The 25,090-nt window shown below is 60.9% G+C and carries 20 protein-coding genes; 11 read left to right on the forward strand and 9 right to left on the reverse strand.

The window, feature by feature from the left end; all coding sequences use genetic code 11:
- Window positions 1-601: 601 nt before the first annotated feature.
- Entirely contained in the window at window positions 602-2,557 is a 1,956-nt protein-coding gene (gene betT / locus KBY02_RS25095; protein ID WP_205902143.1) for a choline BCCT transporter BetT, read from the reverse strand.
- A 649-nt stretch (window positions 2,558-3,206) separates the two neighbouring features.
- Here betT and hutU point away from each other — a divergent pair.
- The 9 genes from hutU to hutG all read left to right on the forward strand — a co-directional run bounded on the left by hutU (window position 3,207) and on the right by hutG (window position 14,406).
- A complete protein-coding gene (hutU, locus tag KBY02_RS25100; protein ID WP_011269249.1) occupies window positions 3,207-4,904 on the forward strand; it encodes a urocanate hydratase in 1,698 nt (565 codons plus the stop codon).
- A 113-nt stretch (window positions 4,905-5,017) separates the two neighbouring features.
- Window positions 5,018-5,986: an ABC transporter substrate-binding protein gene (locus KBY02_RS25105; protein WP_003405245.1), complete on the forward strand. Its 969-nt coding sequence runs from the start codon at window positions 5,018-5,020 to the stop codon at window positions 5,984-5,986.
- Between the two features lie 73 nt (window positions 5,987-6,059).
- Window positions 6,060-6,911, forward strand: coding sequence for an ABC transporter permease (locus KBY02_RS25110; RefSeq protein WP_003343849.1), 852 nt, complete (start codon window positions 6,060-6,062; stop codon window positions 6,909-6,911).
- Window positions 6,908-7,738, forward strand: coding sequence for a quaternary amine ABC transporter ATP-binding protein (locus KBY02_RS25115; RefSeq protein ID WP_003405246.1), 831 nt, complete (start codon window positions 6,908-6,910; stop codon window positions 7,736-7,738). Before KBY02_RS25110 ends, KBY02_RS25115 begins: the two co-directional genes overlap by 4 nt.
- A 12-nt stretch (window positions 7,739-7,750) precedes the next feature.
- Complete coding sequence (locus tag KBY02_RS25120) at window positions 7,751-9,292, forward strand: HAL/PAL/TAL family ammonia-lyase (protein WP_003405248.1); 1,542 nt, start codon at window positions 7,751-7,753, stop codon at window positions 9,290-9,292.
- Window positions 9,293-9,346: 54 nt separating this feature from the next.
- A complete protein-coding gene (gene hutH / locus KBY02_RS25125; protein WP_225650841.1) occupies window positions 9,347-10,894 on the forward strand; it encodes a histidine ammonia-lyase in 1,548 nt (515 codons plus the stop codon).
- 102 nt (window positions 10,895-10,996) lie between these two features.
- The gene (locus tag KBY02_RS25130; RefSeq protein WP_104684636.1) at window positions 10,997-12,373 is read left to right on the forward strand and encodes an amino acid permease; all 1,377 of its coding nucleotides are present in this window, start codon (window positions 10,997-10,999) and stop codon (window positions 12,371-12,373) included.
- Window positions 12,374-12,388: 15 nt separating this feature from the next.
- Window positions 12,389-13,594 (forward strand): imidazolonepropionase, encoded by a 1,206-nt coding sequence (gene hutI, locus KBY02_RS25135; protein WP_024659402.1) that lies wholly within the window; start codon window positions 12,389-12,391, stop codon window positions 13,592-13,594.
- 11 nt (window positions 13,595-13,605) lie between these two features.
- A complete protein-coding gene (hutG, locus tag KBY02_RS25140) occupies window positions 13,606-14,406 on the forward strand; it encodes an N-formylglutamate deformylase (protein ID WP_003426898.1) in 801 nt (266 codons plus the stop codon).
- A 120-nt stretch (window positions 14,407-14,526) separates the two neighbouring features.
- On the opposite strand, the gene KBY02_RS25145 is transcribed toward hutG, so the two are convergent.
- The gene (locus KBY02_RS25145; RefSeq protein WP_104684637.1) at window positions 14,527-16,785 is read right to left on the reverse strand and encodes a heavy metal translocating P-type ATPase; all 2,259 of its coding nucleotides are present in this window, start codon (window positions 16,783-16,785) and stop codon (window positions 14,527-14,529) included.
- 86 nt (window positions 16,786-16,871) lie between these two features.
- Between KBY02_RS25145 and cadR the strand changes: the two genes are divergently transcribed.
- Window positions 16,872-17,318, forward strand: a complete 447-nt coding sequence (cadR, locus tag KBY02_RS25150; RefSeq protein WP_003405262.1) for a Cd(II)/Pb(II)-responsive transcriptional regulator — start codon at window positions 16,872-16,874, stop codon at window positions 17,316-17,318.
- On the opposite strand, the gene KBY02_RS25155 is transcribed toward cadR, so the two are convergent.
- The 6 genes from KBY02_RS25155 to KBY02_RS25180 form a co-directional block, all read right to left on the reverse strand.
- Entirely contained in the window at window positions 17,306-18,235 is a 930-nt protein-coding gene (locus KBY02_RS25155) for a hypothetical protein (RefSeq protein WP_104684638.1), read from the reverse strand. The two genes, cadR and KBY02_RS25155, sit on opposite strands and share 13 nt — an antisense overlap.
- A 3-nt stretch (window positions 18,236-18,238) precedes the next feature.
- Window positions 18,239-18,436, reverse strand: a complete 198-nt coding sequence (locus KBY02_RS25160; protein WP_010434507.1) for a hypothetical protein — start codon at window positions 18,434-18,436, stop codon at window positions 18,239-18,241.
- Between the two features lie 74 nt (window positions 18,437-18,510).
- Window positions 18,511-19,482, reverse strand: coding sequence for a thymidylate synthase (locus KBY02_RS25165; protein WP_003405274.1), 972 nt, complete (start codon window positions 19,480-19,482; stop codon window positions 18,511-18,513).
- Window positions 19,483-19,536: 54 nt separating this feature from the next.
- On the reverse strand, window positions 19,537-20,349 hold the full coding sequence (gene lgt, locus KBY02_RS25170) for a prolipoprotein diacylglyceryl transferase (protein WP_003405275.1): 813 nt from the start codon (window positions 20,347-20,349) through the stop codon (window positions 19,537-19,539).
- A gap of 525 nt (window positions 20,350-20,874) precedes the next feature.
- Entirely contained in the window at window positions 20,875-23,154 is a 2,280-nt protein-coding gene (gene ptsP / locus KBY02_RS25175; RefSeq protein ID WP_003420161.1) for a phosphoenolpyruvate--protein phosphotransferase, read from the reverse strand.
- Window positions 23,155-23,175: 21 nt separating this feature from the next.
- Window positions 23,176-23,655 (reverse strand): RNA pyrophosphohydrolase, encoded by a 480-nt coding sequence (locus tag KBY02_RS25180; RefSeq protein WP_002555745.1) that lies wholly within the window; start codon window positions 23,653-23,655, stop codon window positions 23,176-23,178.
- Between the two features lie 142 nt (window positions 23,656-23,797).
- Here KBY02_RS25180 and KBY02_RS25185 point away from each other — a divergent pair, with 142 nt between their 5' ends.
- On the forward strand, window positions 23,798-24,454 hold the full coding sequence (locus KBY02_RS25185) for an HAD family hydrolase (protein WP_011269258.1): 657 nt from the start codon (window positions 23,798-23,800) through the stop codon (window positions 24,452-24,454).
- A 13-nt stretch (window positions 24,455-24,467) separates the two neighbouring features.
- Here KBY02_RS25185 and KBY02_RS25190 read toward each other — a convergent pair whose 3' ends face one another.
- Window positions 24,468-24,896, reverse strand: a complete 429-nt coding sequence (locus KBY02_RS25190) for a DUF2269 family protein (RefSeq protein ID WP_011269259.1) — start codon at window positions 24,894-24,896, stop codon at window positions 24,468-24,470.
- Window positions 24,897-25,090 lie beyond the last annotated feature (194 nt).

Genomic DNA, 25,090 nt, shown 5'->3' on the forward strand with positions numbered 1-25,090 from the left:
TTTTATGCGAAGGGATCGAGCATGGCCGACGAAAAGCCTCTGACACGCAAACGCCGCGGCGCAGATGTGTGACGCGGAGCGTCACGAAGGGCATTCCCACGCCGGAGCGTGAGGAACGATAGTCGTCAGGAAGATCGCGGAACGGGTAGCGCGCGAGGTGTCCGGGCAAACACCATCGTACCCATGCTCCGCGTGGGTATGCCGTTCTGGACGCTCCGCGTCCTCTCCTGAACATGCGGCGAGGCGCAGATGTGTGACGCGGAGCGTCACGAAGGGCATTCCCACGCTGGAGCGTGAGGAACGATAGTCGTCAGGGAGATCACGGAACGGGTAGCGCGCGAGGTGTCCGGGCAAACACCATCGTACCCATGCTCCGCGTGGGTATGCCGTTCTGGACGCTCCGCGTCCTGGCCTGAACATGCGGCGCGGCGCAGATGTGTGACGCGGAGCGTCACGAAGGGCATTCCCACGCTGGAGCGTGAGGAACGATAGCCGTCAGGAAGATCGCGGAACGGGTAGCGCGCGAGGTGTCCGGGCAAACACCATCGTACCCATGCTGGAGCGTGAGGAACGATAGTCGTAACCGCCCCCCACCCCTCGATCAACGCACCAGGTGCAGGAACTGCATATGCCGTTCGTACTGATCGAGCACGTCGTTGATGACTTGTTCCTTGGTGTAACCCACCAGGTCGTAGTCCTGACTGCCCTCGCTCAAGTGAACCTCGGCGCGGTAGTAGCGGCGGTTGTTCAATTGCTTGGAGCCCATGCCGCCACGGGCGAACGACGGGGTGAAGAAGCCTTTCATCTGCACCTGGTAGATGAACGGACGCTCTTCGCCGTGACCGATTTCCAGGGTCACCGAGTCGTTGGACGGATCGGGGACGTTGACCACGTTCAAGCCCTTCTCGACGAACACCGCTGTCACTTCTTCAATCGCCGGACGCACGGTCTGATCAAGGAAGCGGTACACCTCGTCTCGCGACGGGTAATGCACCGCCTGGCTCAGACGCTGACGCCAGCCGCCGCGTCGTGAACCGGATACCGGCGCCAGCGAGTACAACTGCGCGATCTTGCGCTGCGACTCCATGACGAACGCCTTGTGCAAGCCCCACATCATCAGCAACAGAATCAGCGAGAACGGCAACGACGTCAGCACTACAGCCGATTTCAGTGCATCGATGCTGCCCGAGAACAACAGGCCACTGGTGATCAGCGCCGTGGCCACACCCCAGAACACCCGCAGCCATTTCGGACCGTCTTCGTCAGGGTTGCCGCCTTTGGCTGACAGTGTCGACAGCACCACCGTGCCCGAGTCGGCCGAGGTGACGAAGAACACGAAGCTGATGAACACCGTGACGGCAATCACCGTCTTGCTCCACGGATAGGTTTCCAGCAGCAGGTACAGGGTCATCGACGGATCGTCGATAGCCGACTGACCCAGCGCCGTCATGCCATGGTTGAGCACTTGATCGATCGCGCTGTTACCGAAGATCGACATCCACGCCAGGGTGAAGCCCAGCGGGATCAGCAAGACACCGAAGACAAACTCACGGATGGTCCGGCCACGGGAAATACGCGCAATGAACAGGCCCACAAACGGCGCCCAGGCAATCCACCAGGCCCAATAGAACACCGTCCAGCCGCCCAGCCAGTCACTCGGCTCGTTATAGGCATACACGTCGAAACTCTTGCTCGGCAGTGCGCCCAGGTAGTCACCGATGTTCTGCACCAGCGTGTTGAGCAAGTGCTGAGTCGGGCCGGCAAACAGCACGAACAGCAGCAGCGCGCAGGCCAGCAACATATTGATGTCGGACATGACGCGCACGCCCTTGTCGACACCGGCGATCGCCACCAGAATCGCCGCGCCCATCATCAGGGTAATCAGACCGACCTGAATCCAGTGGGTGTGCGCCACGCCGAACAGGTAATCCAGACCGGAGTTGAGGTGCAGCACCCCGAAGCCCATGTCTGCGCCGAGACCGAAGATGGTCGCAATGATGCCGAAGCCATCGACGGCATAACCGATAGGACCATTGATGCGTTTACCAATCAGCGGATACAGCGCCGAACGCAGGGCCAGCGGCAGGTTGTGGCGATAAGCGAAATAGGCCAGCGCCATACCGACGAAGGCAAACACGCCCCAGCCATGCAGGCCCCAGTGCAGAAACAGCAACTGCATGCCCTGGCGCGCAGCTTCTGCGGTGCCACCCTCGCCCTGCGGCGGCTGCAGCAGGTGCGTCAGGGGCTCTGAAACGCAGAAAAAGAACAGCGTGATGCTGATGCCGGCGGCAAACAGCATCCCGGCCCATGACAGGTAACTGAACTCGGGTTCGTCGTGGTCGGCACCGAGCTTGATCTTGCCGAAGCCCGACAAGGCGGTGACCACCACGAAGACCAGGTACAGGGTCATGACCATCATGTAGTACCAGCCGACCGTGTTGGCCGCCCAGTTTTGAGCCGCCAGCAGCCATTCGCCGCTGGCTTGCGGGAACGCGATCACGACGATGCCGAAAATCAGAATAAAACTCGCAGCGAAATAGAACACTGGAGCATTCATGCGAACCATGCCGCTTGAAGAGGAACTCGCAGAACTCATCGGTTGAGTGCCTCCGGACTGATAAAACCAACTGCAAAAAGCGGATACGGCAAGGGTAAGCCTCCTGTTGTGAGCGGGCAGCGAACCACCGGTTTAACTTGAACGAGCGTTCAATTTAAACATGAAAACCCCCGCGAGACCTAATCGCGGGCCGGTGAATGCAGGCTCAGGCGTGGGTATGACGCATGCTTGAGCGGGTTCGTTCCCACGCCAAAGAGGCCATTTGCAGCCTGTCAAATGCGCGCTCTGTGAACGCTCATGGCGCTTCAATCCCGGCCCGAACGCTGCACACATCGTCACCGCACCAACCTGTTACCGACTGCCCCAAAACTGCGCAAAAAGTCATTCAGGTAACAGCACCGCGCTCTTCTCGGAAAAATGCTTTCGTGCTGACCAAAACCGCAAGACCCCGTAAATAAAGCCCTTCAGGCCAATTCGATGAGTAAAAAACAGCAAAGGCGCAAAGTTGGTCTTTTGATTGCATATGCTTGTATGTACAAGTAGAGACAGGCTAAACATTCCGCCTTCTACCCAACTGAATCGGCCTGCTTCGCCAGGCTTTGCTCGCCCTCCATCGGGCTGGTTCGAATTGATCGCCGAGGATTTTTTTGTGACCGAGAATAATCAACACCTGAAGCAGGACTGGACCCGCCATCGCGAAGGCGTCGTGCGGGCTGCACGCGGTACTCAATTGACTGCCAAGAGCTGGCTGACCGAAGCGCCGCTACGCATGTTGATGAACAATCTCGACCCGGAAGTCGCCGAAAACCCCAATGAGCTGGTGGTTTACGGCGGCATCGGCCGCGCCGCGCGCAACTGGGAGTGCTACGACAAGATCGTCGAGAGCCTCACTCAGCTCAACGATGATGAAACCCTGCTGGTACAGTCCGGCAAGCCGGTCGGCGTGTTCAAGACCCACAGCAACGCCCCTCGCGTATTGATCGCCAACTCCAACCTGGTACCGCACTGGGCCAGTTGGGAGCACTTCAACGAACTGGATGCCAAGGGCCTGGCCATGTATGGCCAGATGACCGCCGGCAGCTGGATCTACATCGGCAGCCAGGGCATCGTGCAAGGCACTTACGAAACCTTCGTCGAAGCCGGTCGCCAGCACTATGACGGCAACCTCAAGGGCCGCTGGGTGCTCACCGCAGGTCTGGGCGGCATGGGTGGCGCGCAGCCGCTGGCCGCGACATTGGCCGGGGCCTGCTCGCTGAACATAGAATGCCAGCAGAGCCGCATCGATTTCCGCATCAAGACCCGCTACGTTGACGAACAGGCCGCAGATCTCGATGACGCACTGGCGCGTATCGCCAAATACACGGCCGAAGGCAAAGCCATCTCCATCGCGCTGTGTGGCAACGCGGCGGAAATCCTGCCGGAAATGGTCCGTCGCGGTGTGCGCCCGGACATGGTCACCGACCAGACCAGCGCCCACGACCCGCTCAATGGTTACCTGCCCAAAGGCTGGACCTGGGACGAGTACCGTGCCCGTTCGGTGAGCGAACCGGCCAGTGTGGTCAAGGCCGCCAAGCAGTCGATGGCCGAGCACGTCGAAGCCATGCTCGCCTTCCAGCAAGCCGGCATTCCGACCTTCGACTACGGCAACAATATTCGTCAGATGGCCAAGGAAGTCGGCGTCACCAATGCCTTCGATTTTCCGGGCTTCGTGCCGGCCTATATCCGTCCGCTGTTCTGCCGTGGCATCGGGCCGTTCCGCTGGGCCGCGCTGTCGGGCGACCCGCAGGACATCTACAAGACCGACGCCAAAGTCAAAGAGCTGATCCCGGACGACGAGCACCTGCACAACTGGCTGGACATGGCCCGCGAGCGCATCAGCTTCCAGGGCCTGCCGGCGCGTATCTGCTGGGTCGGCCTGGGTCAACGCGCCAGACTGGGTCTGGCGTTCAATGAGATGGTCCGCAGTGGCGAGTTGTCGGCACCGGTGGTGATCGGTCGCGACCACCTGGACTCCGGCTCGGTCGCCAGCCCCAACCGCGAAACCGAATCCATGCGTGACGGCTCCGACGCTGTTTCCGACTGGCCGCTGCTCAATGCTTTGCTCAACACCGCCAGCGGTGCGACCTGGGTCTCGCTGCACCATGGTGGCGGCGTCGGCATGGGCTTCTCGCAGCATTCCGGGATGGTAATCGTCTGCGACGGCACGGACGAAGCCGCCGAGCGTATTGCCCGCGTGCTGCATAACGACCCGGCCACCGGGGTGATGCGCCATGCCGATGCCGGTTACGACATCGCTATCGACTGTGCCAGAGAGCAGGGCTTGAACCTGCCAATGATCGGACGTTGACAACGTTGTCGGCCATCAGGCCGGCACACGTCGGGGACGGGCATGAGCATGCCCACGGGCCGGATGCCTACTTGAAGCTGCCGTCATCCATTTAAGGCTTAGGAGCATCGACAATGAATATGAAAAAGGCCCTGTTGACCACATTGGTATCCGCTGGCCTGCTCGCCAGCGCAGGCGCAAGTCAGGCTGCCGGCTGGTGCGAATCAGGCAAGCCGGTGAAATTCGCCGGTCTTAACTGGGAAAGCGCGATGCTGCTGACCGATGTACTGCAGGTCATTCTGGACAAGGGTTACGGCTGCACCGTTGACGCCCTGCCCGGCAATTCCATCGCCATGGAAAATGCCCTGGGCACCAACGATATCCAGATCTTTGCCGAAGAATGGGTAGGTCGCAGCGAGGTCTGGAACAAGGCCGCCGCTGCCGGCAAGGTGGTCGGTGTCGGCGCACCGATCGTCGGCGCTGTGGAAGGCTGGTACGTGCCACGCTACGTGATCGAAGGCGATGCCAAACGCAAGCTGGAAGCCAAGGCACCCAACCTGAAATCCATCAGCGATCTGGCCCAGTATTCAGCCGTGTTCAAGGATCAGGAAGAGCCTGGCAAGGGCCGCTTCTATAACTGTCCGGCCGGCTGGACCTGTGAGCTGGAAAACAGCGAAATGCTCAAGAGCTACGGCCTGGAAAGCAAATACACCAACTTCCGCCCGGGCACCGGCCCCGCGCTGGATGCGGCGATTCTCTCCAGTTACAAACGTGGCGAGCCGATCCTGACCTACTATTGGTCACCCACGCCGCTCATGGGTCAGGTAGACCTGGTGCGTCTGGAGGAGAAAGCCGGGGTCAACAAGACGATCGATATCAAGGTCGGCGTGTCCAAAGTGTTCCACGATGAGGCCCCTGAACTGGTCGCAATCCTGGAAAAGGTCAACCTGCCGATCGACCTGCTCAACCAGAACCTGGGGCGCATGGCCAAGGAACGCATCGAATCGCCGAAGCTGGCGAAGATTTTCCTGAAAGAGCACCCCGAAGTCTGGCACAAATGGGTCAGCGAAGACGCCGCGAAGAAGGTGGACGCTTCGTTGTAAACGACCGGGCTGTCGGACTGTACGGTTCGACAGCCCCGTCGTTGACCCGACACACCTCATTTGAGAGCCGCTTATGTTTCCTGAAAGCTTCACTTTCTCGATCGCCAACTGGGTCAACGATGGCGTCGACTCACTGGTCACGCAGTACGGCGATGTGTTCCGGCACATCTCCGACACCCTGCTATGGGCCATCGTCAACCTCGAAGGCCTGCTGCGCATGGCGCCGTGGTGGCTGATGCTGATGATCGTCGGCGGCATTGCCTGGCACGCGACACGCAAGATCGTCACGACGCTGGTCATCGTCGGCCTGCTGTTTCTGGTCGGTGCGGTCGGGTTGTGGGACAAGCTGATGCAGACCCTGGCGCTGATGCTGGTCGCCACGATCATCGCGGTGCTGATCGGCATTCCGCTGGGCATTCTTTCGGCACGCAGCAATCGTCTGCGCTCGGTGCTGATGCCGCTGCTCGACATCATGCAGACCATGCCCAGCTTCGTTTACCTGATCCCGGTGCTGATGCTGTTCGGTCTGGGCAAGGTTCCGGCGATCTTCGCCACGGTGATTTACGCCGCGCCGCCGCTGATTCGTCTGACCGATCTGGGCATTCGTCAGGTGGACGGTGAAGTGATGGAAGCCATCAACGCGTTCGGCGCCAACCGCTGGCAGCAACTTTTCGGTGTGCAACTGCCGCTGGCGATGCCGAGCATCATGGCCGGGATCAACCAGACCACCATGATGGCGCTGTCGATGGTGGTGATTGCCTCGATGATCGGCGCACGCGGGCTTGGCGAAGACGTGCTGGTGGGCATTCAGACCCTCAACGTCGGGCGCGGGCTGGAAGCGGGCCTGGCCATTGTCATTCTGGCGGTCGTCATCGACCGTATCACGCAGGCCTATGGCCGCCCACGGCATGAGGCGCACAAATGAGCAGCGTGGAACCGAACAAAATCGTCGTCAAAAACGTGTTCAAGATCTTCGGCAACCGCTCCAAGGAAGCACTGCAGTTGATCCAGCAAAACCACAGCAAGGACCAGGTGCTGGCCCAGACCGGCTGCGTGGTCGGGGTCAACGACCTGTCGCTGTCGATCGGCAGCGGCGAAATCTTCGTCATCATGGGCCTGTCCGGCTCGGGAAAATCAACGCTGGTGCGCCACTTCAACCGGCTGATCGACCCTACCAGCGGCGAGATTCTGGTCGATGGCGAAGACATCCTGCGTTACGACATGGAGGCCTTGCGCCAATTCCGCCGGCACAAGATCAGTATGGTGTTCCAGAGCTTCGGCCTGCTGCCGCACAAGACCGTGCTGGCCAACGTGGCCTACGGCCTGACCGTGCGTGGCGAGAGCAAGGCGCTGTGTCAGGAACGCGCGCAGCACTGGATCACCACCGTAGGCCTCAAGGGCTACGAAAACAAATACCCGCACCAGCTTTCCGGCGGCATGCGTCAGCGTGTAGGTCTGGCCCGCGCACTGGCGGCCGACACCGACATCATTCTGATGGACGAAGCATTCAGCGCCCTCGACCCGCTGATCCGCGCCGAGATGCAGGACCAGTTGCTGGAGCTGCAAGCCAGTCTGCACAAGACCATCGTGTTCATTACCCACGACCTGGACGAGGCCGTGCGCATCGGCAATCGCATCGCGATCCTCAAGGACGGGCGATTGATTCAGGTCGGTACGCCGAAAGAAATCCTTCATTCGCCCGCCGACGATTACGTGGATCGTTTCGTTCAGCGCCGCGTAGCCACCCTTTAAGGACCGTTGCAGATGTCGCGAGCAGAACAGATCGTCATCGGTGAAGCACCTGCGGGCTGGCAGGACGTGGTCGCCGTGGCTCGACATGGCGCAAGACTGGTCCTGTCGGACGCCGCTTGGGCACGGATCGACAACGCTCAGGCCATCGTGCAGCGCATCGTCGTCAGCGGCGAGCGCGCCTATGGCGTGAACACCGGGCTCGGCGCGCTGTGCAATGTGTCACTGCAAGGCGAACAGCTCAGTCGCCTGTCGCGCAATACCCTGCTCAGCCATGCCTGCGGCGTCGGTACGCCACTGGCCGACGAGCAGACCCGCGCAATCATCTGCGCCGCGATTCTCAACTACAGCCAGGGCAAGTCCGGCATTCACCGGCAAGTGGTCGAAGCGCTGCTGGCCCTGCTCAACCGCGGCATCACGCCGCAAGTACCGGCGCAGGGTTCGGTGGGTTATCTGACGCACATGGCGCACGTCGGTATCGCGTTACTGGGCATCGGTCAGGTCAGCTATCGCGGGCAGATCGTCCCGGCTGAGCAGGCCTTGAACGAAGAAGGTCTGGTTCCGGTCATCCTTGGTGCCAAGGACGGTTTGTGTCTGGTCAACGGCACACCGTGCATGACCGGCCTGAGCTGTCTGGCCATCGCTGATGCCGAGCGCCTGAGCCAATGGGCCGACGTGATCGGCGCGATGAGCTTCGAAGCCCTGCGCGGCCAGCTGGACGCATTCGATGCAAGCATTCTCGCCCTCAAGCCGCATCCGGGCATGCAGCAGGTGGGCAAGAACCTGCGCATGTTGTTGGCAGGCAGCGACGTGCTCGCCAGCAGTGAAGGCATTCGTACTCAGGATGCGCTGAGTATCCGTTCGATTCCCCAGGTGCATGGTGCCACCCGCGACCAGTTGGCTCACGCCACTCGCCAGGTCGAGATCGAGCTCAATTCAGTCACCGATAACCCGCTGCTGCTCGGCACGCCCGAGGCTTTCCGCGTGGTGTCTCAGGCCAATCCACACGGCCAGTCGGTGGCCATGGCGGCAGACCTGCTGTGCATGGCGATGGCAGAGCTGGGCTCGATCGCCGAACGACGCCTCGACCGCCTGATCAACCCGATGGTCAGCGGCCTGCCGGCGTTTCTGGTCACCCAGCCGGGCGTCAACTCGGGAATGATGATCGTCCAGTACGTCGCCGCTTCGCTGTGCGCGGAAAACCGCCAGATGGCGCAACCGGCCGTGGTCGACAACTACGTGACCTCCGGTCTGCAGGAGGATCACCTGAGCCTGGGCACCAGCGCCGCGCTCAAGCTGCACAAGGTGCTGGGCAATACCACGCAGATTCTGGCCATCGAGTATCTGCTCGCGGCCCAGGCGTTCGAATTTCTCAAGACACAGGGTTTTGGCGTGGGCACCGGTGCCGCGTGGCGACTGCTGCGCGAGCGCATTCCGGCCTACGACGAAGACCGCTGGCTGGCCCCGGACATCGCCAGCAGCGCGGCCCTGCTCAAAGACGAAACGTCGCTGGAAAGGGTTTTCCAGCACTGCCGTGACAACGCGGCAGGCCTATAAAAGCAGCGTACGGCCACACGCCGTCGCTGACATCCATCAAGGAGTAGCAGCATCGTGACCACCTTATCTGCCAAGACGCTGAACCTGATCCCCGGCCAACTGACCCTGGCGCAACTGCGCGGCATTTATCTGCAGCCGGTCAGCCTGACGCTGGACAGCAGCGCGAACCAGCAGATCGACGACAGCGTCGCCTGTGTCGAGCGCATTCTGGCCGAGAACCGCACCGCCTACGGCATCAACACCGGCTTCGGCCTGCTCGCTTCGACGCGGATTGCCAGCGAAGACCTGGAAAACCTGCAGCGTTCGCTGGTGCTGTCGCATGCGGCCGGTGTCGGTCAGCCGATCAGCGATGAGCTGGTGCGACTGATCATGGTGCTCAAGGTCAACAGCCTGAGCCGCGGCTTCTCGGGCATTCGGCGCGTGGTCATCGACGCCCTGATTGCGCTGATCAATGCCCAGGTCTACCCGCATATTCCGCTCAAGGGCTCGGTCGGTGCTTCCGGTGACCTGGCGCCGCTGGCGCACATGTCGCTGGTGCTGCTGGGCGAAGGCAAGGCGCGCTACAAGGGCGAATGGCTGAACGGCGTCGATGCGCTGGCGGCTGCCGGGCTGCAACCGCTGACCCTGGCGGCCAAGGAAGGATTGGCGCTGCTCAACGGCACGCAAGTGTCTAGCGCCTACGCATTGCGCGGCCTGTTCGAAGGCGAAGACCTGTTCGCTGCGGCTCTGACTTGCGGCTCGTTGACTGTGGAAGCAGTACTCGGTTCGCGCTCGCCCTTCGACGCGCGCATTCATGCCGCACGCGGGCAGCGCGGGCAGATCGACGCGGCGGCCTGCTACCGCGACCTGCTGGGCGAAAGCAGCGGCGTGTCCGAGTCGCACCGCAATTGCGACAAGGTTCAGGACCCCTACTCGTTGCGCTGCCAGCCACAGGTCATGGGCGCATGCCTGACCCAGCTGCGTCAGGCCGCCGAGGTGCTGGAAATCGAAGCCAACGCGGTGTCCGACAACCCGCTGGTGTTCGCCGCCGAGAACGACGTCATATCCGGTGGCAATTTTCACGCCGAGCCGGTCGCCATGGCAGCGGACAATCTCGCGCTGGCAATCGCCGAGATCGGCTCGCTCAGCGAACGACGCATTTCGCTGATGATGGACAAGCACATGTCGCAGTTGCCGCCCTTCCTGGTGGCCAACGGCGGCGTCAATTCCGGGTTCATGATCGCGCAGGTGACCGCCGCCGCACTGGCCAGTGAAAACAAGGCATTGGCCCATCCACACAGTGTCGACAGCCTGCCAACCTCGGCCAATCAGGAAGACCATGTGTCGATGGCCCCGGCCGCCGGCAAGCGCTTATGGGAAATGGCAGAAAACGTTCGCGGGATTCTTGCCGTAGAATGGTTGGCTGCCTGCCAGGGTCTGGACTTGCGTGAAGGTCTGAAAACCTCTCCGAAGCTGGAGCAAGCCCGCAGCCTGTTGCGCAGCAAGGTCCCGTTCTATGAAAAGGACCGCTTTTTTGCACCGGACATCGAAGCTGCCAGTCAGTTGCTGTCCTCCACTTGCCTGAACCCGCTGGTTCCTGCACGTCTGCTACCGAGTCTGTGATGCACCGCGAGCCTGGCAGGGCTCGCTTTGGTCATCGCTGCGGGAGGCCGGATGCAGACGTTCTCGCGGCTTTTGCCATACCTGTAATGAAATGGACCTGAAATGACGTCACAAGATGGTTTGAAACGCGGGTTATCCGCCCGCCACATCCGCTTCATGGCCCTGGGCTCTGCCATCGGTACAGGGTTGTTCTACGGCTCGGCCTCGGCGATTCAACAGGCCGGGCCTGCCGTACTGCTGGCTTACCTGATCGGCGGCGCGGCGGTGTACATGGTGATGCGCGCGCTCGGCGAAATGGCGGTCCACGACCCGGTGTCCGGTTCGTTCAGCCATTACGCCACGCGCTACATGGGCCCGCTGGCCGGCTTCGTGCTCGGCTGGACCTATGCGTTCGAGATGATCATCGTCTGCCTCGCCGACGTGACCGCATTCGGCATCTACATGGGCTTCTGGTTTCCGGAAGTGCCGCGCTGGATCTGGGTGCTGGGCATCGTCTTTCTGATCGGCGCGCTCAACCTGTGCAACGTGAAAGTCTTTGGTGAAACCGAGTTCTGGCTGTCGATCCTCAAGGTCAGCGCCATCGTGGCGATGATCGTCGCAGGCTTCGGCATCATGATCTTCGGTATCGGCAGCTCGGCCAGCGGCAGCGAAATCGGCATCAGCAACCTGTGGGCGCATGGCGGCTTCATGCCCAACGGTGTCACCGGCCTGATCGCCTCGTTCGCGGTGGTGATGTTTGCCTTCGGCGGCATCGAAATCATCGGCATTACCGCAGGCGAAGCGAAGGACCCGCGACGCAGCCTGCCGCAAGCGATCAATGCCGTGCCGCTGCGCATTCTGCTGTTCTACGTGCTGACTCTGTTCGTGCTGATGTGCATCTACCCGTGGCCGCAGATCGGCACGCAGGGCAGCCCGTTCGTGCAGATTTTCGACAACCTGGGTATCGCCTCGGCGGCGACCATCCTCAACATCGTGGTGATCTCGGCTGCCGTCTCGGCGATCAACAGCGACATCTTCGGCGCAGGCCGCATGATGTATGGCCTGGCCCGTGAAGGTCAGGCGCCCGCCAGTTTTGCCCGCGTGTCGCGCCATGGCGTGCCGTGGATGACCGTGCTGGTCATGGGCATCGCGCTGCTGGGCGGCGTGCTGCTCAACTACCTGATCCCCAAGAACGTGTTCCTGCTGATCGCTTCGCTGGCCACCTTCGCCACCGTGTGGGTCTGGCTGATGATTCTGCTGACGCAGGTCGCCATGCGCCGCTCGATGAGCCGCGAGGAAGCGGCACAGCTGAAATTCGCCGTGCCGTTCTGGCCTTACGGGCCGGCGGCTGCCATCGCCTTCATGCTGTTCATCTTCGGCGTGCTGGGTTACTTCCCGGACAACCGTGCAGCCTTGATCGTCGGCGCAATCTGGATCGTGCTGCTGCTCATTGCCTACGCTGTGTGGGTCAAGCCCAAGGCGCTCAACACCACTCATTGATCAACGAGGCCTCGAATGAAAACGCTCTGGAAAAACTGTCACATCGCAAGCATGGCGCACGGTAAATACTCGATCATCGAGGATGCCGCCATCGTGACCTCCGGAGCGCTCATCGAGTGGATCGGGCCTCAGGCCGAGCTGGCCGAGCCGGAACATGACAACTGCATCGATCTGGACGGGGCATGGGTCACGCCCGGCCTGATCGACTGCCACACCCATACGGTGTTCGGCGGCAACCGCAGCGGCGAGTTCGAACAGCGTTTGCAGGGTGTGAGCTACGCCGAGATCGCCGCAGCGGGCGGCGGTATTGCCAGCACGGTGCGTGCCACTCGCGCCGCCAGTGAGGATGAGCTGTACGCCAGTGCCGAGCGCCGTCTGCGGCATCTGCTGAAAGACGGCGTCACGACCGTCGAGATGAAGTCGGGTTACGGGCTGGACCTGGAAAACGAGCGCAAGATCCTGCGGGTGATTCGGCGTCTGGGCAACACCCAGCCCGTCACCGTGCGCGCCACCTGCCTGGCCGCCCACGCGCTGCCACCGGAATACGCCGATCGCGCCGACGATTACATCAACCACATCTGCAACGACATGCTCCCGGCGCTGGCAGCCGAAGGACTGGTCGATGCAGTGGATGCCTTCTGTGAATACCTGGCGTTTTCGCCCGCCCAGGTCGAGCAGGTGTTCATCACCGCAGGGCAGTTGGCACTGCCGGTCAAACTGCATGCCGAGCAGCTGTCGTCATTGGGCGGATCGAGCCTGGCCGCGCGCTACAAGGCGCTGTCGGCGGATCACCTGGAGTTCATGACCGAAGACGACGCCATCGCCATGGCCGCTGCCGGAACCGTCGCGGTGCTGCTGCCGGGAGCGTTTTACTTCCTGCGGGAAACCCAATTGCCGCCGATGGACGCGCTGCGCAAGCACGGCGTGCCGATTGCGATTGCCACCGACCTCAACCCTGGCACCTCGCCGGGCCTGTCATTGCGCCTGATGCTGAACATGGCCTGCACGCTGTTTCGCATGACGCCCGAAGAAGCACTGGCGGGGGTGACGTTCAATGCCGCCAGGGCGTTGGGCATGAGCGCGACCCACGGCTCGCTGGAGGTCGGCAAGGTCGCGGATTTCGTCGCCTGGAACATCGAACGACCGGCTGATCTGGCCTATTGGCTGGGCGGTGATCTGGACAAACGCATCGTGCGCCACGGCGTCGAATCATCGATCTGAAGGAGAGCCCTGTGGATAACGTTCTGACATTCAAACGTGGCCGCATTCCGCTGCTGATCAGCATGCCGCATGCCGGTCTGAAACTGACCCCGGTGGTCGAAGCCGCGCTGGTGGACGAAGCCTTGAGCCTGCCGGACACCGACTGGCACATCCCGCGCCTGTATGACTTCGCCGCCGAATTGGGCGCCAGCACCCTGGCCGCCGAGTACTCGCGTTTTGTCATCGACCTGAACCGGCCCGCTGACGACAAGCCCATGTACGCAGGTGCGACCACCGGCCTGTTTCCGTCGATCCTGTTCGATGGTGTACCCCTGTTCAAGGACGGCCAGACGCCCAGCGCCGAGGAGCGGGCGCGCTATCTGCAGCAGATCTGGACACCGTATCACCAGACGCTGGAGCAGGAACTGCAGCGCATGCGTGACGAGTTCGGTTATGCGCTGCTGTTCGACGCCCACTCGATTCGCGGCCACATTCCGCACCTGTTCGACGGTCGCCTGCCGGACTTCAACCTGGGCACCTTCAATGGCGCCAGCTGCGACCCGGAGCTGGCCAGCCGAATGGAGCAGGTCTGCGCAGCGGCCAAGGACTACAGCCATGTGCTGAACGGACGCTTCAAGGGCGGCCACATCACCCGACACTACGGCAACCCGGCCAACAACATCCACGCCGTACAGCTGGAGCTGGCGCAAAGCACCTACATGGACGAATTCGTGCCCTTCCACTACCGCCCGGACCTGGCTGAGCCTACTCGCGCCGTACTCAAGCCACTGCTGGAAACCTTCATCGCCTGGGGGCAAGAGCGGTTCGGCTGACAACGTCGGACGCAGAGCGTGGGAGCGATAGCCGATAGCAACACCGATTATCGTTCCCGCGCTCCGCGTGGGAATGCCGTTCCGGACGCTCCGCGTCCGCCCTTCAAGGTTCCCGCCTGATCACTTCTTGAGCAAGCGCAAGCCGTTGAACACCACCAGCAAGCTCACGCCCATGTCGGCAAACACCGCCATCCACATGGTCGCCAGACCCGCGAAGGTGATGCCGATGAACAGCACCTTGGTCACAATGGCCAACACAATGTTCTGCTTGAGCACTGCCGAGGTTCGACGGGACAGCTTGATAAACGTCGGTATCTTGCGCAGATCATCGTCCATCAGGGCGACATCTGCCGTTTCGATAGCCGTATCGGTGCCTGCCGCAGCCATGGCGAAACCAATCTCCGCACGGGCCAGCGCAGGGGCATCATTGATACCGTCACCGACCATGCCCACCCGGTGATTGCGGCTGTAAAGCGCCTCGATCGCACTGAGCTTGTCGGCAGGCAGCAGATTGCCCTGCGCTTCGTCGATGCCGACCTGATCGGCAATCGCCTTGGCCGTGTGCGGGTTATCACCGGTCAGCATGACCGTCTTGATGCCCAGCTCGTGCAACTGAGCAATGGCTTCGCGGCTGGTCTCCTTCACCGTATCGGCGACAGCAAACAGCGCAATCGGGCCAGAGGCATCGAGCAACAGCACCACGGTCTTGCCCTGCATTTCCAGCGCATCGAGCCTGGCTTCCAGCTCTGGCGAGCACAGGCCAAGTTCTTCCACCAGACGATGGTTGCCCAGGTGATACATCTGGCCGTTGATCTCGCCTTTCACACCGCGCCCACCCAACGCCTCGAACGCACTGACTTCATGCAGCGTCAGGCTGCCATCGGCGGCCTTGGCAATGGCTTGGGAAACCGGGTGATCTGAACGACCCGCGAGGCTCGCGGCGATGGCAGGCGCGCTGTTGGCGACTGCGGGGTTCAACGGCACATAGTCGGTCTGCACCGGCTTGCCGTGGGTCAGCGTGCCGGTCTTGTCGAGGGCCAGGTAATCAAGCTTCTCGCCCATTTCCAGATAAACGCCACCCTTGATCAAAATCCCCTTGCGCGCCGCCGCTGCCAGACCGCTGACGATGGTTACCGGCGTGGAAATCACCAGCGCACACGGGCAGGCCACTACCAGCAGCACCAGCGCCCGGTAGATCCAGTCATACCATTCGCCGCCGAAGAACAGCGGTGCGACCAACGCCAGCGCCAACGCGACGACGAATACCACCGGCGTGTAGATACGCGAGAAGCTGTCGACAAAGCGCTGGGTCGGCGCACGCGAACCCTGAGCCGCTTCCACCGCATGAATGATGCGCGCCAGCGTCGAGTTGTTTGCCGCCGCAGTAACACGGTATTCCAGGGAGCCCGCCTGGTTGATGGTGCCCGCGAAAACCTTATCGCCGACGGTCTTTTCCACCGGCAGGCTTTCACCGGTAATCGACGCCTGATCGATGGTCGAACTACCAGATACCACTTCACCATCAAGGCCGACACGCTCGCCGGGCTTGATCCGGACGATAGCCTCCAGTTCAACGTTTTTGGCCTCGACTTCCTGCCAACTGCCATCCGCCTGCTTGACGGTGGCAAGCTCTGGCGTCAACTGCATCAGGCCGCTGATTGCATTGCGCGCGCGGTCCAGCGACTTGGCTTCGATCAACTCGGCAATGGTAAACAGGAACATCACCATCGCCGCTTCCGGCCACTGACCGATCACAATCGCGCCGGTCACCGCGATGCTCATCAGCGCATTGATATTCAGGTTGAAGTTCTTGAGCGCGATCCAGCCTTTCTTGTAGGTCGTCAGGCCGCAACTGAAGATCGACACCAGTGCCAGCAGCGCCACAACCCAGGTCGGGCCGAGCGAGGCAAAATGGACCACCTCTGCGCCAAGCGCCGCAACGCCGGACAACGCCAGCGGCCACCAGTGTTTCTTCACCACCGGCGCCGGTTCGGCAGACGCTGCACCGTCCTCGACCGGCTCGGCCTGCATGCCCAGCGAGCTGATGGCCTCACGAATCGGATCGGTGGACGGCAGATCGTGCCAGACGCCCAGCATGCGGTTGATCAGGTTGAATTCCAGCTTCTGCACACCGGCCAGCTTGCCCAGTTTGTTCTGGATCAGCGTCTGCTCGGTGGGGCAATCCATCGCCTCGATACGGAAGCTGCTCAGACGACCGCCCGCTGCTGGTGCTTCGCCAAAGGCCACTACGGCAGGCTGTGCCTCGCTGGAGCAGCACGAATGCGCATGCTCCACGGTTTTTTGCTCGTGCGCGTGCTCGCCGTGATCATGATCGTGGTCATGGTCATGTCCGGGGGAATTCTTGATCGTCGTGCCCATTCGTTGTGGCTCCAGGATTCTGCTTGTTGCCAAGTGAACACCCTGTAGCCACTATAGGGTCAAGCACTCAAACGAGATGAGTCCAAATGAAAATCGGCGAACTGGCAAAACTGACCGACACCCAGGTCGAAACCATCCGTTATTACGAACGCGAAGGCCTGCTGCCCGCGCCCGCCCGCAGCGATGGCAACTACCGGCTGTACACCCAGGCACACACGGAGCGCCTGTCGTTCATCCGCAATTGCCGCAGCCTGGACATGACCCTTGGAGAAATCCGCAGCCTGCTCAACCTGCGCGACAGCCCACAGGACCAGTGCGAAAACGTCAACGCCCTGATCGACGAACACATCGAACACGTCAACGCCCGCGTCGCAAGCCTGCAAGCGCTCCAGGAACAACTGCTCGACCTGCGCCGCCGCTGCAGCGACGGCACGACAGAACATTGCGCGATACTGGAAAGGCTGGAAGTGACGGGCGCTGTGGCAGCGCCAGAGGGCGAGCCTTCACATGTGGGGAGGAGTCATGGGCATTGAGACGGGTTTGAGACCTCTGGTGCAAGCTGCGCAGCTTGCACCACCGCCACAAGCTCAGTGATCGCCTTGACGAGCTGATCCTTGGCAGCTTTCTCTTTCGCTGCCTCTTCACCCGCCCGCTCAGAATCTGCGCGCTTGAACGCTTCACGCACCTCATCGCTGAAGATGCTGATGGAGACAATATTTTCCTGCCGAAAACCAATAGGCCTGAGCGGTGTATCACTCGGATAATCGGTCGTGTACACGACTTTAAGGGTGTCTTTATCCCGATAGCCACTGACGGTGGGTATGAGCAGAATCTCCTGATTCACACCCGTCACTTCGGTGGGGGCTCCGACGTCCATGATGTAACCGACGTAGACCTTTCGATCCACCATCGTGATCATCACTTCTTCCTTGTCGACAAATGCATCAAAAAGCGTCGAGCAGATAGGGCTGTGTTCTACAGACTCGCCCAACAGATAGGCCGCAATTTCTTCTTCTTTACTGGCCTTCAGTTGCCACTTGAGAATCTTGACAGTAAGAAAAGCGCCCAGGCTTGGCATCGCCAGGGTTAATAATCCTGAAAGGGCAAGGAACACACCGACCTGGCTGAAATTTTTGCCAGTGATGTCGAAATCCTGCCCCATTTGACCTAAAGCGCCCATGAAATCGGTGTTCACGGCAAAACAGAGTGGGGAGGCCGCGTTCGCCGTTTGGAGCCATTCGGGACACAACACACCCCAGTCATGCGAGAACAGTCCTGCAAGGACTGCGGTGACAGACATGGCCGCTACAAAGCAGTAAATGCCATAACGGCCCACCTGCAGATAAAGCATCTGGCCCTCATAGCGATGCAACCTGCAGTAAATGGTGGGATCTTTCAGGCACACCAAAAAGCCGCTGACGAGTAGTGGCAGCAGAAGTAAAAAAGCCATTTATCAGGATTCGGCTTGCGGAGTGACCAGTTTTTTAGCCTTGTCGCGGGAGGAGCGAACCAAACCTTCGATTTCTTTGGCGTCCATGGACATGCGGCCGCCCCTCACCACAAGAGTGTCGATGTTCTTGATTGCCTGCATGAAGGCTTCATCTTCAGCCTTCTTCGTATCACTACGATGTCCAATCCGATTGAAAAACATAGTCGATTCCATTGAACAGGGTCAGGGGAGTTACGCCAAAACTATAGCACAACGCTCAATTCGCTCTTACGGACTCAAACAGCCATCGGCGCCGTCATTGCCGGGTGATGCTGATAGCCTTCCAGTGAGAAGTCCGAAGGCTCGATCAGCTCTAGCCATTCAGGCTGGTACACACCGGTCTTGGCGAATTCCGGCACGCGGTCGGAGATCACCAGTTTCGGCATCGGGTACGGCTCGCGGGTCATCTGTTCGTTGAGCATGTCCAGGTGGTTTTCGTACACGTGGGCGTCACCGATGAAGTAGGTGAACCAGCGCGGCGTGTAGCCGGTCAGGCGGCCGATCAGGCTGAGCAGCGCGGCGCCTTCGGTCAGGTTGAACGGCGTACCGAGGCCCAGATCGTTGGAGCGGATGTACAGCGTCAGCGAGATTTCGCGGGTCTGCGGGTTCGGGTGCAGCTGGTACAGCAGGTGGCACGGCGGCAGGGCCATTTCATCGAGCTGTGCGCAGTTCCAGCCGTGGAACAGGATCCGCCGGCTGCCCGGGTCGTTGATGATGGTGTCGACGCACTGGCGAATCTGGTCGATGGCCTTGTACAGGACCACGAAAGACTGGCCGTCTTCTTCGGACTCGGCAATCTGACGATACCCCTGGCCCAGCGCCAGTTCGATGGCCGCGACATTGCCAGCATCGATACGCTTGTAGGCAGGCCACTTGCGCCATTGCACGCCATAGATTTCGCCCAGATCGTCCTCGCCCTTGCGGAACGGGTTGTTCAGCCACTGAGCGTTTTCGTTGGCGTTCTGATCCCAGACCTTGCAGCCCAGTTCGCGGAATTCGGCGGCGTTGTTTACGCCACGCAGAAAGCCGACCATCTCGCCGATGGCCGACTTGAAGGCCATGCGCCGTGTGGTGATCGCCGGAAAACCTTCCTGCAAGTCATAACGCAGCATCGCCCCCGGAAAGCTGATGGTGTTCACGCCGGTACGGTTGGCTTGCAAGGTCCCGTGCTTGATCACATGAGCGACCAGTTCCAGATATTGCTTCATAAATCACCTGCATTGTTGAACGCGCCGGGCGTTGTCTCACCCGGCGTTTCGGTATTAGGCCGCTGCTTTGCTGGCGGACGGGTCGCGCTTGTAGGCCAGCCAGATCAGCAACAGGCCGGCGATGATCATCGGCAGGCTGAGGATCTGACCCATGGTCACCCAGCCCCACGCCAGGTAACCCAACTGGGCGTCAGGGACCCGGACGAACTCGACCACAAAGCGGAAGATCCCGTAGAACAGCGCAAACATGCCGGAAACGGCCATGGTCGGACGCGGCTTGCGGGCGTACAGATTGAGGATGATGAACAGCGCAACGCCTTCCAGCGCGAACTGATACAGCTGCGAGGGATGACGCGCCAGTTGCGCAGGGTCGCTGAACGGCGGGAAGACCATGGCCCACGGCACATCGGTCGGCTTGCCCCACAGCTCGGCATTGATGAAGTTGCCGATACGCCCGGCACCCAGGCCGATCGGCACCAGCGGGGCAACGAAGTCCATCAGCTGGAAGAAGCTTTTGCCGTTGCGCTTGCCAAACCACCAGGCCGCGATCATCACGCCGACAAAGCCGCCGTGGAACGCCATGCCGCCCTTCCAGACCTCGAAGATCAGCAGCGGATTGGCGATGTAGGCCGACAGGTCATAGAACAGCACGTAGCCCAGCCGCCCACCGACAATCACGCCCATGGCCAGCCAGAAAATCAGGTCGGAAAGTTTTTCCTTGGTCCAGGTCGGGTCGAACTTGTTCAGGCGACGCGACGCGAGCAGCCAGGCGCCGCCGATACCGACCAGGTACATCAAACCGTACCAGTGAATTTGCAGCGGGCCGATAGCGACGGCTACCGGGTCAATCTGCGGGTAAGGCAGCATTGCGACTCCTCAATTGGAACGCCCTTGCGAGCGACTGAATCAGGCGCGCATGTTACCGGAGCCCGGCAGGATGCTCTAGCGGCGACCGATGGAAGCCGCCTGAACGAAGTGAAAAAAGATGTGCCTGGTGTGTCCAGCCGTATGGTTATCGCTTCCACGCGCAGCGTTATATACAGGTCTTGGAGAGCACTGAATACGTGCCTTTCAGGCTTCTGCCCGCAGGACGTAGGAGCGCACCGGGCGACGCCTGGCTTATTCGCGAAGACGGTGTTTCAGACGGTACGTTTTCGGCGATCATGCCGGCCTCTTCGCGAACAAGTTCGCTCCTACGAGGGCAATGTGTACTCCCTGTGGGAATGAGAGGGCGTTGGAGCGCACCGGGCGACGCTTCGCTTGTTCGCGAAGACGGTGTCTTCAGACGATACGTTTTCGGCGATCATGCCGACCTCTTCGCGAACAAGTTCGCTCCTACAGGGGCGATGTGCACTCCCTGTGGGAGTGAGCTCACGAAAGCATTAGTAGCGCTTAGTGCCCTTTGACCGAGCTCGGGTTGATCATCCGCGACAGGCCGAGGTTTTTCAGCGCCAGTTGCAGGGAGCTGCTGATGACTTGCGGGTTGTCGTTGGTCATCAGTTGCGCCAGCAGTTCCTTGGCCTTGCTGAGGTTGATCTGGCGCAGCATCCATTTCACTTTCGGCAGGTTGGTGGCGTTCATCGACAGGCTGTCGAAACCCATCGCCATCAACAGTACCGCTGCTGCCGGGTCACCCGCCATTTCGCCGCAGATGCTCACCGGTTTGCCCTCGGCGTGAGCATCACGCACCACGCTTTGCAGCGCCTGAAGCACCGCCGGGTGCAGGTAATCGTAGAGATCGGCCACACGCGGGTTGTTGCGGTCGACCGCCAGCAGGTACTGGGTCAGGTCGTTCGAACCCACCGAGAGGAAGTCTACCTGCCGCGCCAGGTCGCGAGTCTGATAGACCGCAGCCGGCACTTCGATCATTACGCCCACGGGCGGCATCGGCACGTCGGTGCCTTCGTCGCGCACCTCGCCCCAGGCGCGGTGGATCAGGTGCAGCGCTTCTTCCACTTCGTGGGTGCTGGAGATCATCGGCAACAGAATGCGCAGGTTGTTCAGGCCCTCGCTGGCCTTGAGCATCGCGCGGGTCTGGACCAGGAAGATTTCCGGGTGGTCGAGGGTGACGCGAATACCGCGCCAGCCGAGAAACGGGTTGTCTTCCTTGATCGGGAAGTAGGACAGCGACTTGTCGCCACCGATGTCCAGGCTGCGCATGGTCACCGGCAGTGGATGGAAGGCGGCCAGTTGCTCGCGGTAGATCGCCAGCTGTTCTTTTTCGCTCGGGAAGCGCTGGTTGATCATGAACGGCACTTCGGTGCGGTACAGGCCCACCCCTTCGGCGCCTCGCTGTTGCGCACGCGCCACGTCGGCCAGCAGGCCGGTGTTGACCCATAGCGGCATGCGATGCCCGTCGAGGGTCACGCAAGGCAGTTCGCGCAGTGCATCCAGGCCCTGGGAGAGCTGACGCTCCTCCTCCACCACCTTGCCGAACTGCTTGCGCATGATTTCGCTGGGGTTGGTGAAGACTTCGCCGTGATAGCCGTCGACCACCAGATCGATGCCATCGACCTTGGAGTAAGGGAAGTCCACCAGGCCCATGACCGTGGGAATGCCCATGGCCCGTGCCAGAATCGCAACGTGGGAGTTGCCGGAACCCTGAACCGACACCAGGCCGACCAGTTTGCCTTCTGGCACCTCGCCGAGCATCGCCGGGGTCAGCTCTTCACTCACCAGAATCGTGTTGTCGGGATAGACCAGCGCCTGTTGCCGCGCTTCCTGGAGATAGGCCAGCAGGCGGCGGCCCAGGTCCTTGACGTCCGACGCCCGCTCGCGCAGGTAGGCATCGTCCATCAGCTCGAAACGTTTGACGTGCTCACTGACCACCGAGCGCAAGGCACCCTGCGCCCATTGGCCGGTCTTGATCACGTCGGTCACTTCGCTGCCTAGCGAGGCGTCGTCGAGCATCATCAGGTAGACATCGAACAGCGCCCGCTCTTCGGGGCGCAACTGGGTGGCCAGCTTGGCTGACAGGGTGCGCATATCACCGCGTACGCCTTCCAGCGCGTTCTGGAACAACGCCAGTTCGGCGGCGATGTCAGTGACGGTCTTGTCGGGGACCACTTCCAGATCGGCTGGCGGCAGCATGACCACAGCGACACCGACCGCAGCACCCGGCGAACCGGCGACACCGACGAACTTGGCTTCCTGAATGCCCTTGCCCTGACGTCCCAGACCGCGGATCGAGCCGGTCGCTTCGGCATGCGCGATAACGCCCGCCAGTTGCGCGCTCATGGTGACCAGGAAGGCTTCTTCGCCCTCGTCGAACTGCCGGCGCTCCTTTTGCTGGATGACCAATACGCCGACCACACGCCGGTGGTGGATGATCGGCGCGCCCAGGAACGAGGCATAGCGTTCTTCACCGGTTTCGGCGAAATAGCGATAACGAGGGTGATCTGCGGCGTTTTCGAGATTCAGCGGTTCTTCGCGCGTACCGACCAGACCGACCAGGCCTTCATTCGGTGCCATGCTGACTTTGCCGATAGAGCGCTTGTTGAGGCCTTCGGAAGCCATCAGGACAAAGCGGTTGACCTCGGCATCGAGCAGGTAGACCGAGCAGACCTGGCTGCCCATGGCCTCCTTGACGCGCAACACAATAATGCCCAACGCCGCCTTGAGATCCTTGGCGGAGTTAACTTCCTGGACGATCTTGCGCAGCGTATTGAGCATGGCTCGGGGTCGAACTCCGTGTCAGTCGCGCGATAAGAGGCGCGGGGCAAGCTCTTTGAGTGCGCGTCGATACACCTCGCGCTTGAATGTCACCACCTGGCCTAACGGATACCAATAACTGACCCAGCGCCAGCCATCGAACTCCGGTTTACCGGTCAAATCCATCCGCACCCGCTGCTCGTTGGAGATCAGGCGCAGGAGAAACCATTTTTGCTTCTGGCCGATACACAGCGGCTGGCTGTGGGTACGGACCAGTCTTTGCGGCAGACGATAGCGCAACCAGCCCCGAGTGCAGGCAAGTATTTGCACATCATGTCGTTCCAGACCGACTTCTTCATTCAATTCGCGATAAAGCGCGTCTTCCGGCGTCTCCTGCGGGTTGATACCCCCTTGAGGAAACTGCCAGGCATCCTGGTTAATACGCCGAGCCCATAGGACCTGACCAGCATCGTTTGTCAGAATAATCCCGACATTAGGACGGAAACCATCGGGGTCGATCACGGCAACAACCTCGCAAACGCATGTCGCCGCATTGTTCCACAAAGGCGATCAAACCAGCAACGAGGCTTATCACCTTATGTGAAGACTTGTGAAAACCTCGTATTCTGGGGCTCTTTTTTCAACTATTTCAGCGAGTAACCCTATGCGTCTGGCTTTATTCGACCTCGACAACACCCTTCTGGGCGGCGACAGCGATCACGCCTGGGGCGATTACCTGTGCCGGCGCGGGATCCTTGATGCCGCGACCTACAAAACCCGCAACGACGAGTTCTATCAGGATTACCTGGCCGGCACGCTGAACATGACCGACTACCTGAATTTTACCCTGGAGATTCTGGGCAACACTGACATGGCGCAGCTCGAGCAGTGGCATCGCGAGTTCATGCGCGACTGCATCGAACCGATGATGCTGCCCAAGGCGCTGGAATTGATCGCCAAACACCGCGAGGCCGGCGACAAGCTGGTGGTGATTACCGCCACCAACCGCTTTGTGACGGCACCTATCGTGGCGCGACTGGGGATCGATACCCTGCTGGCGACCGAATGCGAGATGGCTGACGGCCGCTATACCGGCCGCACCACAGGTGTGCCCTGCTTCCGTGAAGGCAAGGTGACACGCCTCAATCAGTGGCTGCAAGACAACGCGTTCAGCCTTGAGGACAGCTATTTCTACAGTGATTCGATGAACGACCTGCCTCTGCTGGAGCAGGTGGCCAACCCGGTTGCGGTCGATCCGGACGATAAATTGCGTGCCGAAGCCGAGCGACGCGGCTGGCCGGTAATTACCCTGCGTCACTGAGTGCTGGCAATACTCAGGCCGGTTTGAAGCCCGTCAGACCGGCCATCGCCACGAAGCACACGAGGCTGATCACCGTCAGCGCCAGGGTAAAGCCGCGCTTGCCGCCTTGGGCACCGAGACGCAACCGGTTGAGCCTGGCCACCAGCCAGACCCAACTGCACAGCCCCAGGGTGTAAAGCACGCTGCTGCCCAGCACCCAGGTCTGGCCCAGTGACAGGCCTTTCAAATGCACCAGCCACCAGCCACTGAACGGCAGCGTCGCCAGGCACACGGCCATCAACACCCAGAAAAACAGCAGTGGCCGCTTGAGCAGGCGATTCTGCACGGTCGTGTCGCCTTCAAGACGCACCTTGATCACCCCGCTGGCCAACACCAGCGCGCTGATCAGCAACAACGCGATGGCGACGATGTGCAAGGTATTAAGGGTGGTGATGGGTTCCATGACGCGGTGTTCCTCTGGAATCGGGCTTGGGTGAGTTTAGCAGTGTGGACACTAGAATCGCGCTTTAAGCGCCATCGCGCCCATGCTCCGCGTGGGTATACCGGTCTGGACGCTCTGCGTCCTCTTGCGACGCAGAGCGTCACGAACTGCATTCCCACGCTGGAGCGTGAGGAACGATAGTCGTCAGGGATAAC

Origin of the sequence: Pseudomonas sp. P129 (assembly GCF_020312195.1) — a bacterium.
Classification (GTDB): Bacteria; Pseudomonadota; Gammaproteobacteria; order Pseudomonadales; family Pseudomonadaceae; genus Aquipseudomonas; species Aquipseudomonas fragariae.

Bases quoted from the DNA above. Each gene is read 5' to 3' on its own strand.
- KBY02_RS25190 (WP_011269259.1), bottom strand. From the start codon at position 24,896: ATGGAACCCATCACCACCCTTAATACCTTGCACATCGTCGCCATCGCG.
- KBY02_RS25110 (WP_003343849.1), top strand. From the start codon at position 6,060: ATGTTTCCTGAAAGCTTCACTTTCTCGATCGCCAACTGGGTCAACGAT.
- KBY02_RS25185 (WP_011269258.1), top strand. From the start codon at position 23,798: ATGCGTCTGGCTTTATTCGACCTCGACAACACCCTTCTGGGCGGCGAC.
- KBY02_RS25160 (WP_010434507.1), bottom strand. From the start codon at position 18,436: ATGTTTTTCAATCGGATTGGACATCGTAGTGATACGAAGAAGGCTGAA.
- KBY02_RS25105 (WP_003405245.1), top strand. From the start codon at position 5,018: ATGAATATGAAAAAGGCCCTGTTGACCACATTGGTATCCGCTGGCCTG.
- ptsP (WP_003420161.1), bottom strand. From the start codon at position 23,154: ATGCTCAATACGCTGCGCAAGATCGTCCAGGAAGTTAACTCCGCCAAG.
- hutI (WP_024659402.1), top strand. From the start codon at position 12,389: ATGAAAACGCTCTGGAAAAACTGTCACATCGCAAGCATGGCGCACGGT.
- cadR (WP_003405262.1), top strand. From the start codon at position 16,872: ATGAAAATCGGCGAACTGGCAAAACTGACCGACACCCAGGTCGAAACC.
- KBY02_RS25165 (WP_003405274.1), bottom strand. From the start codon at position 19,482: ATGAAGCAATATCTGGAACTGGTCGCTCATGTGATCAAGCACGGGACC.
- lgt (WP_003405275.1), bottom strand. From the start codon at position 20,349: ATGCTGCCTTACCCGCAGATTGACCCGGTAGCCGTCGCTATCGGCCCG.
- KBY02_RS25155 (WP_104684638.1), bottom strand. From the start codon at position 18,235: ATGGCTTTTTTACTTCTGCTGCCACTACTCGTCAGCGGCTTTTTGGTG.
- KBY02_RS25115 (WP_003405246.1), top strand. From the start codon at position 6,908: ATGAGCAGCGTGGAACCGAACAAAATCGTCGTCAAAAACGTGTTCAAG.
- KBY02_RS25130 (WP_104684636.1), top strand. From the start codon at position 10,997: ATGACGTCACAAGATGGTTTGAAACGCGGGTTATCCGCCCGCCACATC.
- betT (WP_205902143.1), bottom strand. From the start codon at position 2,557: ATGAATGCTCCAGTGTTCTATTTCGCTGCGAGTTTTATTCTGATTTTC.
- KBY02_RS25120 (WP_003405248.1), top strand. From the start codon at position 7,751: ATGTCGCGAGCAGAACAGATCGTCATCGGTGAAGCACCTGCGGGCTGG.
- KBY02_RS25145 (WP_104684637.1), bottom strand. From the start codon at position 16,785: ATGGGCACGACGATCAAGAATTCCCCCGGACATGACCATGACCACGAT.